The 13,551-nt window shown below is 49.8% G+C and carries 12 protein-coding genes; 1 reads left to right on the top strand and 11 read right to left on the bottom strand.

From position 1 onward, the window contains the following. Positions 1-24: 24 nt before the first annotated feature. On the bottom strand, positions 25-2,604 hold the full coding sequence (gene leuS / locus ACN0TT_RS01625) for a leucine--tRNA ligase (RefSeq protein WP_417760396.1): 2,580 nt from the start codon (positions 2,602-2,604) through the stop codon (positions 25-27). Between the two features lie 119 nt (positions 2,605-2,723). Here leuS and ACN0TT_RS01620 point away from each other — a divergent pair, with 119 nt between their 5' ends. Continuing rightward, a complete protein-coding gene (locus ACN0TT_RS01620) occupies positions 2,724-3,224 on the top strand; it encodes a zinc ribbon-containing protein (protein ID WP_417760395.1) in 501 nt (166 codons plus the stop codon). An 81-nt stretch (positions 3,225-3,305) separates the two neighbouring features. Here ACN0TT_RS01620 and ACN0TT_RS01615 read toward each other — a convergent pair whose 3' ends face one another. From ACN0TT_RS01615 to miaB, 10 genes are all read right to left on the bottom strand, one after another. Further along, positions 3,306-3,950, bottom strand: a complete 645-nt coding sequence (locus ACN0TT_RS01615; protein ID WP_417760394.1) for a tetratricopeptide repeat protein — start codon at positions 3,948-3,950, stop codon at positions 3,306-3,308. Continuing rightward, positions 3,937-4,767, bottom strand: a complete 831-nt coding sequence (locus ACN0TT_RS01610; protein WP_417760393.1) for an SDR family oxidoreductase — start codon at positions 4,765-4,767, stop codon at positions 3,937-3,939. The genes ACN0TT_RS01615 and ACN0TT_RS01610 overlap by 14 nt, the downstream gene beginning before the upstream one ends. Before the next feature lie 8 nt (positions 4,768-4,775). Beyond that, the gene (locus ACN0TT_RS01605; protein WP_417760392.1) at positions 4,776-5,474 is read right to left on the bottom strand and encodes a TenA family transcriptional regulator; all 699 of its coding nucleotides are present in this window, start codon (positions 5,472-5,474) and stop codon (positions 4,776-4,778) included. A gap of 14 nt (positions 5,475-5,488) precedes the next feature. Next, positions 5,489-6,955 carry an AMP-binding protein gene (locus ACN0TT_RS01600; RefSeq protein ID WP_417760391.1) on the bottom strand — a complete coding sequence of 489 codons (1,467 nt, stop codon included), beginning with the start codon at positions 6,953-6,955 and terminating at the stop codon, positions 5,489-5,491. A gap of 11 nt (positions 6,956-6,966) precedes the next feature. Then, positions 6,967-7,686 (bottom strand): thermostable hemolysin, encoded by a 720-nt coding sequence (locus ACN0TT_RS01595; RefSeq protein ID WP_417760390.1) that lies wholly within the window; start codon positions 7,684-7,686, stop codon positions 6,967-6,969. A gap of 116 nt (positions 7,687-7,802) precedes the next feature. Then, on the bottom strand, positions 7,803-9,317 hold the full coding sequence (gene lnt / locus ACN0TT_RS01590; RefSeq protein ID WP_417760555.1) for an apolipoprotein N-acyltransferase: 1,515 nt from the start codon (positions 9,315-9,317) through the stop codon (positions 7,803-7,805). Between the two features lie 47 nt (positions 9,318-9,364). Next, on the bottom strand, positions 9,365-10,243 hold the full coding sequence (gene corC / locus ACN0TT_RS01585) for a CNNM family magnesium/cobalt transport protein CorC (RefSeq protein WP_417760389.1): 879 nt from the start codon (positions 10,241-10,243) through the stop codon (positions 9,365-9,367). Between the two features lie 29 nt (positions 10,244-10,272). Beyond that, positions 10,273-10,734 carry an rRNA maturation RNase YbeY gene (gene ybeY, locus ACN0TT_RS01580; protein ID WP_417760388.1) on the bottom strand — a complete coding sequence of 154 codons (462 nt, stop codon included), beginning with the start codon at positions 10,732-10,734 and terminating at the stop codon, positions 10,273-10,275. Continuing rightward, a complete protein-coding gene (locus tag ACN0TT_RS01575) occupies positions 10,724-11,782 on the bottom strand; it encodes a PhoH family protein (protein ID WP_417760387.1) in 1,059 nt (352 codons plus the stop codon). The genes ybeY and ACN0TT_RS01575 overlap by 11 nt, the downstream gene beginning before the upstream one ends. 125 nt (positions 11,783-11,907) lie before the next feature. Further along, on the bottom strand, positions 11,908-13,332 hold the full coding sequence (gene miaB / locus ACN0TT_RS01570) for a tRNA (N6-isopentenyl adenosine(37)-C2)-methylthiotransferase MiaB (RefSeq protein ID WP_417760386.1): 1,425 nt from the start codon (positions 13,330-13,332) through the stop codon (positions 11,908-11,910). Positions 13,333-13,551 lie beyond the last annotated feature (219 nt).

The raw sequence follows: 13,551 nt of genomic DNA, 5'->3' as shown, positions 1-13,551 counted from the left end.
TAGTTTTCAGCATGAAATCCCTTATCAGTTAGCCACGATATTCAGCAGTTTACCCGGTACAAAAATCACTTTACGGATGGTGACACCCTCAAGGTGTTTCTGTACTGGCTCTTCTGCCATCGCCAAGGCTTCTACTTGCTCTTTAGTCGCGTCAGCCGCTACGGTGATTTTAGCACGCAGCTTACCGTTGACTTGCACCACGATCAGTTTGCTGTCTTCCACCAGTGCCGCTTCATCCACTTCCGGCCATGCGGCAGTTTCAATCGCAGTGGTGTTGCCCAGTTCGCTCCACAGGGTCGCGCACAAGTGTGGGGTGATTGGGTACAGCAAACGTACTACGGCATTGAGTGCTTCAGCTAACAGTGCTTTATCTTGCTCTCCAGTTTGTGGCGCTTTTTGCAGATGGTTCATCAGTTCCATCACGGCAGCCACAGCGGTGTTGAACATCTGGCGACGACCGATATCGTCAGTCACTTTAGCAATCGTTTTGTGCAGTTCGCGGCGCAGGGCTTTTTGGTCGGCATTCAGTGCTTTCACGTCCAACGCAGGTGCGGCACCCGCTGCCGTCAGCTCGAATGCCAGTTTCCACAGACGTTTGATAAAGCGGTGTGCGCCTTCAACGCCTGACTCTTGCCATTCCAAAGTCATTTCTGGCGGTGCGGCAAACATCATAAACAGACGTACAGTGTCAGCACCGTATTTCTCTACCATCAGCTGTGGGTCGATACCGTTGTTTTTCGATTTCGACATTTTGCTCATGCCGGTATACACCAGTTCATGGCCTTGGCTGTCTACCGCTTTCACGATACGGCCTTTGTCGTCGCGTTCTTCAACAGTAACATCCAGTGGTGATACCCATACGCGGGCACCTTTGTCATCGGTGTAGTAGAAGGCGTCAGCCAGTACCATACCTTGGGTCAGCAGGCGTTTTGCTGGCTCGTTTGAATCCACCAAACCGGCATCACGCAGCAGTTTGTGGAAGAAACGGAAGTACAGCAAGTGCATACAGGCGTGTTCGATACCGCCGATATATTGGTCCACTGGCAGCCAGTAGTTGGCTTTGCTTGGGTCCAACATCTGGTCAGCTTTTGGTGAGCAGTAACGGGCGTAGTACCAGCTTGACTCCATAAAGGTGTCGAAAGTATCTGTTTCGCGCAGCGCTGGTTGGCCGTTTACGGTGGTCTTGGCCCACGCTTTATCGGCTTTGATTGGGCTTTGTACGCCGTCCATCACTACATCTTCTGGCAGAATAACTGGCAGTTGATCTTCTGGTGTTGGCATGACGGTGCCGTCTTCCAATGTCACCATTGGAATGGGGGCGCCCCAGTATCGTTGGCGGCTCACGCCCCAATCGCGCAGGCGGTAGTTTACTTGGCGTTTGCCTTTGCCTTCAGCTTCAAGTTTGTTGGCGATGCCATCAAACGCTTCTGCGAACGCTAAGCCTGAGAATTCAGCAGAATCAAACAGCACGCCTTTTTCGGTGTAGGCTTCGCTCGTTACGTCGGCTTCGCCGTCAGCGGGTTTGATAACGGCTTTGATAGCCAAACCGTATTTGGTGGCAAATTCGTAGTCACGTTGGTCGTGCGCCGGTACCGACATTACCGCACCAGTACCGTAATTCATCAGTACGAAGTTAGCAGCCCATACTGGCACTTTGGCGCCAGTTAGCGGATGGATAGCGTACAGGCCAGTGGCCACGCCTTTTTTCTCCATGGTCGCCAGTTCAGCTTCTGATGCGGTGCTTTGTTTACACTCTTCAACGAATGCGGCCAGCTCAGGATTGTTAGCGGCGGCTTTGATGGCCAGCGGGTGCGCCGCAGCAATCGCTACGTAAGTCACACCGTAAACTGTGTCTGGACGTGTGGTGTAGATATCGAAGGTCTCATCGCTCCCGTCAACCGCAAAGGTCATTTCGACACCTTCTGAACGGCCAATCCAGTTGCGTTGCATGGTTTTTACCTGCTCAGGCCAACCTTCAAGGGTATCGATATCGTTCAGCAGCTCTTCGGCGTAATCAGTGATTTTGACAAACCATTGTGGAATTTCTTTCTGCTCTACTTTGGTGTCACAGCGCCAGCAGCAACCGTCTTGCACTTGCTCGTTAGCCAGTACGGTTTGGTCATTTGGACACCAGTTAACTGAAGAGGTCTTTTTGTAGACTAAGCCTTTTTCATAAAGCTTAGTGAAGAACCACTGTTCCCAACGGTAGTATTCAGGGGTACAAGTGGCAATTTCACGGTTCCAGTCGTAGCCAAAACCTAGCATTTTCAGCTGGTTTTTCATGTAATCGATATTTTCGTAAGTCCATGGCGCTGGTGCAGACGCATTCTTGATGGCCGCGTTTTCCGCAGGCAGACCAAAAGCATCCCAACCTACAGGTTGCAGCACATTTTTACCCTGTAAACGCTGGAAACGAGCGACAACATCACCTATCGTGTAGTTGCGGACGTGCCCCATATGGAGGCGACCAGATGGGTAGGGAAACATTGAAAGACAGTAGAATTTTTCTTTATTTGGATCTTCTTTTGCTTCAAAGGTTTTGTGCTCAGCCCAATGTTGCTGTACGCGGGCTTCAATTTCTGAAGGATTGTATTGTTCTTGCATCAAGATTCTCGGCATTGCCGCCCATTAAAGTGATTTTGGCGCTTTGGGGCGCTTTAAATCCGCATAGGATAAACCAGAAGTGAGTCTTTAACAAAGACCGGAGTTAAGGAGTCGTGGTCATGAACGAGAAAAGTGAAAAATTACTGGGATTGTATCAAGCGCTGTTGGACCAAGTCGCAGAGCAATATCGTCAAGACAGCTCGCTCAGCATTAATGGTTTGTATCAGGCTATCACGCAAAGCCGTGAATATCTTGCACTTAAAACCGCTGCGACTGAGGAGCAGTTAACCTTGGTAGAGGCGTTTTTAAAGCGTGATATTGCTGCTTTTATCAAGCAAAAGATGGATAGCGATTTAAGTTATAGTCCTAGCGTGATTGAGTTTGAAAACTCGCTGTGGCACTGGCTCGGGGAGATCAGTGACCGCAGCCAAGTGGAGTGGCACGAGTTATCACGTCAATTTGATCAGCAAGGGGTTTACCACGCGGGGGATGTGGTCAGCCAAGGAACGTTAAGTTGTACTAAATGCGGCAATACCATGAACATCGAATTTACTGATGTGATCCCTGAATGCCCGCATTGCGATAACCGCGAGTTTACGCGAGAGGCGTTGCAGCCTTAGCGTGACAGCCGCTAAACAAAACGCAGCCGAGGCTGCGTTTTTTAATGGAAAAATAGCGACAGAAACACCGCCAAGTACCAACTATTTCATTCGCTTATTCACATCGGCGAGCGCGTTGTTGATCTCTTCACGCCGTCCGGCATCAGCGGTTTCACGTCCTAGCCGTGGCGCCGCGGCTAAGGCTTTCTCATAGTAAGGTTTAGCTTGTTGGTACTGATCATCATCTCGTAAGAACTCGCCGTAAAAGTAGTTACTATCAATACCGTCAGGGTTGATGGTTAACGCTTTTTTCAATAATTCTTCCGCTTTGTCGTCATCGCCAAAACCAATTGGCCACCCGGGCACTTTAAAGTACAGCACGCCTAAGCTGGTGTAGGCGGAGCCTTGCAGAGCGGTGTCATCAATCTTGAGTGCTTTTTCAAAATCCTTCTTAGCGATTTTGGCATACTTCATCGCACTTAAACCGCCAGTGACGCCTGCATAGGTGGAGTTAATAATGCCATGCCAAATTAAAATTTCAGCGTCGTCAGGATAGGCGGCCAGCGTGGTGTCGGCGGTTGCTAATAGCTTTTCAAACGCTTTTTCCTGCACACCACCTTTAAGTTGGTAGTTGTTGGTCGCCCATTGTTGCTGCAATTGCTGTAATGGGGGGGCGACATCGTCAGCAAAACTGTTGGCCGAGCCGACCAATAACGCGGTTGCTAGCAATGCTTTAAGAAGCTTCATGGTGTTCTCCTGTAACAGTCGAGCTTAGGGGCTGTTGGTGACAAAAACGTTTAATAATTGGCAGTTGTTTAAGGCTGGCACCATCCACTAGGCTAGGGAATAGGGCGTTGATACGTACAAACAGTTTCTCTGGCCAGCCTAAGTAAGCCGCCCCTTTTGGCGAGGTTTGTAAGCGTTGGCATAGCTGTTGTGCTACCCACTGCGGTGTGTCGCTCTTATTCCCGAACTGCTGATTAAGCTGTTGCATTTCAGGGCTATTAAGTTCGGTATCGGTGGCGCGCGGTGCAAAATAAAGTATGTTCATTTGACTGTCCGCCAGTTCACGCCGTAGCGACTCGGTAAAACCGCGTAAACCAAACTTGCTGGCACAGTACAGCGCTGAACCGGGATAGCCAATGCTACCGAGAATTGAGCCCACATTGACGATAGTGGCATTGGGCTGGGTTTGCAGCCGTGGCAATAGCGCTTGGCAAACACTGATTGGGGTAAGCAAATTGGTGTCGAGCATGCGGCGTACATCTGCCTCACTGCTTTGCACAAACGTTTGCAGTTGATTGACACCAAGGCAGTTAATGACGCCGTTAGCATTGAAGTTATCAGCAGCTTGCTGTAATGCGCCTAGGCTGCTGGCTTCCGTCAGGTCACCGATAAACAGTTGATGTTTGCCAACCAATTTCGCTTTGAGTTGCGTCAATTTTATTTGGTTGCGACCACATAACAGCAAGGTCGCGCCTCGCTGTGCTAGCGCTGTGGCAATGGCGGCGCCAATGCCACCACTGGCACCAGTAATCACCCAACGCTGTTCAGAAAAGTTCATAGGACCCCTTAGCCGGCATGTGCCATTGGTGAGCTAGATACTTGGATTAACTGCGCTTGCTTACCACTTAACTCACGGAAAATATTGCCGTATAAATGGTAGAAGTTGTTGGCGGCATGAATGATCAACTGCTGCTCTTCAACATCAGTGATGCGATTCATCAATCCTTCAAAGAACTTGATATGTTGCTGATCGAGTTCGCCGTGCGAGCTGAGGTAACTAAAGGCTTTGTTAGGTAAATCCAGCGCGGATTGAATACGACCTGCGGCCAGCGTAGCAATATTAATGCTGGTGCCTTCAAGCACGTTGACCATGCCAAAGAAGCCTAACGGACTAATGCGGTTCACCATGTCATACGCGTAGGCCACCATCAGTTCAGTACTGAAGTTGGGTTTGCTACGGCGTGCTTTTTCTTTATCAAACCCGCAGGCGGCAATATCGTTGAGGATCCACTCTTGGTGGCCTTGCTCCTCTTCAATATATTCCGCAATGGCGGCACGCAACCACTCTTTACTTTCGGGCAAGCGGGCGCCAGTGGCCATCAACAGTGGTGAGGTGTGATTCACGTGATGGTAGGCCTGCTGCAAGAAGGCGACATATTCTTCTAGGCTGATGTCACTGGTTAAGCAGCGCTGAATAATTGGTGCGCTTAATAGATAGTTACGAGCGTCAACGGTGTCTTGCTGAAGTTGTTGGTAGAACGTCATAAGTAACCTCGAAATTAGCTAGCAGCCGACTCGCCTTGATATAAGGCGGCAATCTGTTCGGCAAAGGCGGATACAATGGCCTCGCGTTTTAGGCGACCATTCGCTGTGGTAAATGGTAATAGTTGCTCCGGTGAGACTCTCAGCCAGTGCCAGACTTGAGCATAGTCGGGGAGTTGCTGATTCACACGGGCCATATACGCAGCCAGTTGCACGTTATCAACCACGTCACTACAACTGACGATAGCGCTGAGGTATGGCTCTGCATCGCCCAGCACCATGCATTGACGGATAAAAGGCTCGGCCATGATTTCGGACTCGACCCACTCAGGGCTAATATTGCGGCCGAAGGAGGAGATCAGCAGGTTTTTACTGCGGCCATTAATCCATAACCAACCATTACGGCGTTGGCCTAAATCGCCGGTGAAAATTTTGTCGGGATACCAACTGCTGGGAACGCCCGCATAGCCCAAATGGCAAGCGCCGCTGACTACGACTTCGTTGTTGATGATCGCTACCTGACAATGCGGCAAGACTTGCCCCACACTGCCATCAATCTGTTGCGTCGCGGTATTGAGAGCAACTACCGAGCCACATTCTGACAAGCCATAGCCTTCATATACTGGCAGGCCGAGTTGATGCGCCTGTGCCAGCAGGGCTGGGCTGACTTTACCGCCGCCAACTGCGACAAACTGTAGGCTTGCTGGAGGCTGCCAGCCTTGTAAGCAAGCGTTCACCAGCAGCAGCAATAGTTGTGGGATCAAAATGATACTGTTGGGTTGTGACTGACTAATACAAGCCAGCAGCGCTTTGGCATCAAGCTTTGAACTGCCCAGCATACCGCGTTGTTGTTCGGACGACAGTATGACGGTGCCACCGCATAATAATGGGCTGTAGATACCGGCGATATTTTCTAGCAGGGTGCTTAATGGCAGCAGTGCTAAGTGTTTCGGCTGGCTCAGCGCAGTCACGGTCGCGAGTGATTTTGCGACTCGCCATTGGTGCTCGCTGGTTAAACACACCCCTTTAGGGTGACCCGTTGAGCCTGAGGTAAAGGTAATTTTTGCAGTGCCTTGTGGCAGTTGCGCGGGCTGCTTAGGGGTAATGCTGACCGCATGATAGCGCGCAATTCGACTGGTGAGTGGGGCGACAGTTTGTTGTAGTTTAGCGGCTAGCCCAGCGTCTTCACTCAACAATAGCTGTGAACCTGCTTGTTCAAGGCAGGCATCAATCTGACTTAATGAGAAAAATGGTGGCAGGGGTAACAGTACAATGTTGGCTTGTTGGCAGGCTAAGTCGACTATCACCCAGTCAATACTGTTGCCGCCGTGCAGCGCTACGCTGCGCAGTTGTAGTGCGGTAAAAGTTTCACTGAGTGCTTGAACTCGTCGATACAGTTGTTGATAGCTCAGTTGTTGCTGACCATCCGTAAGTGCTGGACGATCGGTAAACTGCTCGGCGAGATGCTGTAAGGTGTCCGTCATCTAGGGGTACCTCAACGTGACTGCTGTAATAGCGGTAAAATGGTGTTCGCTGCACGGGTAATATCGGGCAGCAACTGCTGTTGAATACGACGTAACCGTGGATGTTGTTCGACGACGGCAATGGCCGTTTTAATACTGCCCACCATTACTGTGGGTTGGTTCAAGTAATAGCTGCCCCAGTCCTCTTCGTCGTCACGCAGTTTAGCGGGATCAGCAATACACAGCGGAATTGGGGCGAAGCCGAGCATTAACATCAAACGTTGGACTTGGCGGGTGGCGGTAAACACCATCCACTCAAACTGACACTGGTGTAACAACGTCGCTAGCGCCGCCATCAGGCTTGGGCCATAGGCTTTTTGAGTGACGGCAAGATTTCCCACTTCTACCAAGCGTAAGCGGTCAACTGGCTGCTTAAATTGGCTGGCAACCAGTTGTTCAATCGGTTGTGCCAGATATTGCTCTAGAAATAGCGGAGTTTCAGTCCCAGGGCGTAAACCGAACGCCGCCACAATTTGCTGCTCTGGGGTTAGCAAAGACAGTAATAACGGCATAAAACGGTGAATATGCGCTTGATGAGCGGATTTAAATTGTTCGGCAATAAATTGCTCAGCCGCCTGTCGTTGTGACTGCTGTGGTACGGTAAGAGTAAATAAAGGACGTTCAGTGATGCTCGCAAGAACTTGGGAAGCTGTTTCCACTGACGGATAGCTATTACCAGATGCTTGATTCATAAAGCCACTCCGCTGTGATGTATTTCACATAAAAATTAGAAGTGGAAACTTAAGAATTGCTTATGGTTCAGAAATTTAGCGGGCTAAAGAATTTAACCCGCTGATTTTATGTGGAATTAAAACTTAAATTTTTTTCTGGCTAGGCTAATTAGCACTACCACAGCGGCGAACAACAGTAGCGGTAACTGGCCGAAACGGTTAAACAAGGTCATACCGCTAACCAGTGCAACATTACTGGTTAATACGCCTGACTCAAACTGCGGCAATCGGTCGGTAATATTGCCATGCTCATCAACAACGGCCGTGACGCCGTTGTTGGTGCCACGCAACAGCGGGCGACCTAACTCCACCGCACGCATCTGCGCAATCTGCATGTGTTGCAGTGGGCCGTTGGACTCACCAAACCACGCATCGTTGGACACAGTTAACAGCATCTCAGTGTGTTCGTTGACGTTGTCACGTAGCTGTTCAGGAAAGGCGATTTCATAGCAAAGCGCTGGTGCCAAAGTATGACCGGCGGCCATCAAATTGGTCTGCTGATATTGGCCGTCACTAAAGGATGACATCGGCAGATTAAAGAATGGCGCAATTGGCCTTAGTAAGTCTTGGAACGGCACAAATTCGCCAATTGGCAGTAGGTGGTGTTTGCGATACCGGTTGTTGTTATCCAACTGATAATCGCCCGCGGCTTGCTGTGATTTTTGGTAGTTACCCAAGACAATCAAGGCGTTATAATACTTGCCATTCACCATGCTCGGAATGCCGGTCACAATGGCGCTGTTGTTTAGATTGGCCGCGCGGTTGGCATTATCGAGAAATTCTTGGCTATCAAACTCCAGTGATGGCACTGCGGCTTCTGGCCAAATAACAAGGTCGCTATCGGCAAAGTGTGGCCGAGTAAGATCCATATATTTCAGTAAAGTGGGCCATAATGCTTCTGGGTGCCACTTCATGCTTTGCGGAATATTACCCTGCACTAAGGCCACCCTTACCGTTTCACCTGTGCGTTTTAGCGGGCTGTAATAAGGCGTGGCAAATATGGCGGTAGCGAGTACGGCTAACCACAACGGCAGTATCAGCCATTTTCTATGTAGCAGCAGGACTAATGCGCCCGCAACGCTCACCAGCACAAAGCTTAAACCCAATGTGCCGATATCTGCCGCCAGTGGTTTTAACTGGCCTTCGGCTTGGCTGTAACCGAGCCACAACCACGGAAAGCCAGTAAGTACCCAGCCGCGTGCCCATTCTGTTAATACCCACAACGCGGGAAACAGCAAACATAACTGCCAACTGGAAGCTTTAGCGGCGCTGGCGCGCGGTTGCTGACGAGCTTTGTTGAGCTTACCATAACTCCAGCCAGCTAACGCCGGAAACAGCGCCAGATAGGCACAGAGCAACGCCATGAGAGTCACCGCAACCACCAGTGGTAATTCACCGTAGCGCACCATGCTGACATGCACCCAACTGATGCCGGTAGCAAAACTACCAAAACCAAAACTCCACCATAGCTTAGTGGGCGATAGCGGTAATTTGTCAGTGAGCCAGAGTCCGGCGGCAATAGCCAACGGCACAATTGGCCAGATATTGTAGGGAGCGTAGGCGAGGGCGGTAAGCGCGCCGATGGCAAACATCAGCGCGTAACAGAGCACGGCTTTACCGCGCGAGAGCGTGTGCAACACTAGTCATTACTACTTTCAGATTCATCCTGATCTGGGAGTTTAACCCGTAATTGCACCAAACGGCGAGTGTCGGCACTGATCACTTTAAATTCATACCCGCCAATAGTGATTTTTTCATTGCGTTCCGGCAGACGCCCAAAGGCGTGGCTCACTAAACCGCCAACGGTATCGAATTCATCATCGCTAAAGTTACAGCCGAAGTGTTCGTTAAAATCATCGATAGCAGTAAGCGCTTTGACCATAAATACGCGGCCACCCACTTTACGAATATCTGGTTCGTTTTCGGAGTCATGATCGAATTCATCTTCAATCTCCCCGACAATCTCTTCCAGAATATCCTCAATGGTCACTAGACCTGAGACGCCGCCGTACTCATCGACCACAATGGCCATGTGGTAACGTTGAGAGCGAAACTCTTTCAGTAATACATCTACCCGTTTGCTTTCTGGCACAACTACGGCAGGGCGGATCACTTGTTCCAGTGAAAATGGATCATCGCCATTGTTAAAGCCGTAAGGGATAAGATCTTTGGCCAGTAAGATGCCTTCAATGTGGTCTTTATCTTCGTTCACTACCGGAAAGCGAGAGTGTGCGGAAGTGATGACGGTGTTGAGGATTTCATCCACACCATCAGTGTATTGAATGGCTACAATTTGCGAACGCGGGATCATAATATCCCGTACGCGTAAATCCGAGACTTCCAGAACACCTTTGATCATCTCGCTGGTGTCTTCGGTAATAAGGTCGCGCTGTTCAGCGTCTTGAATAACCCCTACCAGTTCTTCACGATTCTGGGGCTCGCCCTGAAATAACTGACTAACTTTGTCTAACCAGCCTTTCTTTTGGGCGTTCGTACTCGGGGGGATGTCGTCACTCATAATGTTTCCTGTGTCTGACGGGCAGACAACTATTGCTCCTTGTATGGGTCGGTAAAACCAAGACTTTCAATTAGTTGGGTCTCAATAGACTCCATTTCTTCAGCCTCGTCATCTTCAATATGATCATAACCTAGCAGATGCAGGCAACCATGCACAACCATATGTGCCCAATGGGCTTGTAATGGCTTATGCTGCTCGGCAGCTTCACGCGCCACGACGGGCGCACAAATCACTAAATCGCCCAGCAATGGCAGTTCAATTTCCGGTGGGGCTTCAAACGGAAAAGATAGCACGTTAGTTGGCTTATCTTTACCGCGATAATCGTTATTTAATTGCTGACTTTCCGCTTCATCGACAATGCGAATGGTCATTTCAGCCACTGGCATAGCGTTACCAATGGCGAGCGTCGCCCATTGCTCAAAATCCGCCAGCGTTGGCAGATCTGGCGCTTCAAAAGCGATTTGTAAATCCAAATCGAGCTCAAGACTCATGATGGTTAGTTTCCGTTACAGATTCGCGTTGCTCACGGGCTCTTTCTTTGGCAGCTTTTGCGGCTTGCTCTGTTTGCTCGTGTTTTTCATAGGCTTCGACAATACGTGCGACCACTGGGTGGCGCACCACGTCTTTCGACTGGAAGAAGTTAAAGCTAATTTCATCCACATCGGCCAGCACTTCAATGCTGTGGCGCAGACCCGATTTCACATGTTTAGGTAAGTCGATCTGGGTGATATCGCCAGTAATCACCGCTTTAGAGTTAAAGCCAATACGAGTCAGGAACATCTTCATCTGTTCCACAGTGGTGTTTTGGCTTTCGTCCAGAATGATAAAGGCGTCGTTGAGCGTACGGCCACGCATGTAAGCCAGCGGGGCAATCTCAATCACGCTTTTTTCAATCAGGCGTTCTACCTTTTCAAAACCGAGCATCTCAAACAGCGCGTCATACAATGGGCGCAAGTATGGGTCGACTTTCTGACTCAAGTCACCCGGCAAAAAGCCCAGTTTTTCGCCCGCTTCCACCGCAGGGCGGGTCAGTAAAATGCGGCGTACTTCTTGGCGTTCTAATGCGTCTACCGCAGCGGCAACGGCCAAGTAAGTTTTACCCGTACCTGCTGGGCCGATACCAAAGCTAATATCATGGCGCACAATATTGGCCACATATTGGGTTTGGTTAGGGTTACGCGGCTTAATCACCCCTTTACGGGTTTTGATGAAGTGTTCTTTCGGCTGGTCGCTGTCGTCGTCAGCTTCCAGTGACACTGTTTCTTGGATGGCAATATGCACTTGCTCGGGATCTAAGTCCGGCGTGGTGCCTTTAACTGGCGCGGTTTCAACATAAAGTGCTTTCAGCAGATGATTGGCTGATAAGCATCCTTGTGGTTGACCCACGATACGAAAATGGTTGTTACGATAGCTGATCTCTACGCCGATACGACGTTCGATCTGCTTGATGTTATCGTCAAAAGGACCACAGAGAGAGGCCAGGCGGCGTATGTCTGCTGGTTCCAGATAGAGGTCCATTGCAGTCAGTTTGTTGGACAAAAATAACTCCGCTTATTGCTTACAACATAAAAGTTCAGTTTACGAGCCTGTTGCTCGAAATGCTAATGGAAAATCACCACCGCTTAAAACGTGAAAGGCGACTTGCGCCGCCTTTCGTTGATGTCTTATGGCGTGTAGGTTCCAACGCCTAAGGTATCTTCTTTCTGATGTTTGGCCACAATGTCGATGGGGCGTAAGTGTTTACGCAGGTCCATCTCATCTTCACCACGGACAAATTTACCGCGCAGTGAGTTGGTGTAGACGTCCATAATCTCGACGTCGACAAACTTACCGATATGATGCGGTTGACCTTCAAAGTTCACTACGCGGTTGTTTTCAGTACGGCCGCGCAGTTCCATAGGGTTTTTCACCGATGGGCCTTCCACTAAAATACGTTGCACTGTGCCGAGCATTTGACGGCTGTAACGCATGGCTTGGTGGGTAATCGTGTCTTGCAAACGTGCCAAACGCTGCTTTTTCTCTTCTAAATCGACATCATCTGGCAAGTCCGCCGCAGGGGTGCCCGGACGCGCGCTATAGATAAAGCTAAAGCTGTGGTCAAAGTTCACATCTTCAATCAGCTTCATAGTGTCTTCAAAGTCTTGTGCGGTTTCACCTGGGAAGCCAACAATGAAGTCAGAGCTGATTTGAATATCTGGACGAGCTTTACGCAGACGACGAATAATCGATTTGTATTCAATCGCCATGTGGCCACGTTTCATCTGCGTCAAAATACGGTCTGAGCCGGATTGTACAGGCAAATGCAGAAAGCTCACCAATTCTGGCGTGTCTTCGTAGACGTCGATAATGTCTTGAGTGAACTCAATCGGGTGGCTGGTGGTAAAGCGCAGGCGGTCGATACCGTCAATTGCTGCGATAAAACGCAATAGTTCGGCAAAGCTACAGATCTCGCCATCGTGTTTCGCACCGCGATAGGCGTTCACGTTTTGGCCGAGCAGGTTTACTTCACGCACGCCTTGTTCTGCGAGCTGGGCAACTTCTAGAATCACGTCGTCTAATGGCCGGCTAACTTCTTCACCGCGGGTGTATGGCACCACGCAAAAAGAGCAGTATTTGCTGCAACCTTCCATGATTGAGACGAAAGCCGTTGGGCCTTCTGCACGTGGTTCTGGCAAACGGTCAAACTTCTCAATCTCTGGGAAGCTCACATCAATAACCGCTTTGTTGCCGCCTTGTACTTGATTGATCATCTCTGGCAGACGGTGCAATGTTTGCGGGCCAAATACGATATCTACGCATTGGGCGCGGTCTTTAATCGCTTTGCCTTCTTGAGAGGCGACACAGCCACCTACGCCAATGATCAAATCGGGATTTTTGTCTTTGAGGTTTTTCCAGCGCCCGAGCTGATGAAAAACTTTTTCCTGAGCCTTTTCACGAATCGAGCAGGTATTAAGCAACAGAACGTCAGCCTCTTCCGCTTCATCGGTCAGACTATAGCCCTGAAATTCGTTTAACAGGTCGGCCATCTTTGCTGAGTCATACTCATTCATCTGACAGCCCCAGGTTTTGATATGGAGTTTCTTGCTCATCAGTTTTGCCGTGCTCTCTCGTACCGCTGGGAAAAATAGCGCGCCATTTTACCTGCGATGGCGTCAGCATGCCAATAGTCAGTGCAGGATCTCACAAAAATAACCTAAAAGCAGCAGCGAGTCGCGCGTTGCGAGTGACGAGATACTCGCTCGCAGCTATTAACTCGCTACTCTAAGCTCTAAGCTCGAAACTCGAAACTCGAATCTCTCGCTACACGT

This window comes from Shewanella sp. (genome assembly GCF_048265805.1).
In the GTDB taxonomy this organism is placed as follows: Bacteria; Pseudomonadota; Gammaproteobacteria; order Enterobacterales; family Shewanellaceae; genus Shewanella.
The sequence above is the reverse complement of the archived record's forward strand: the minus strand, read 5'-3'. Positions and strand labels throughout refer to the sequence as shown.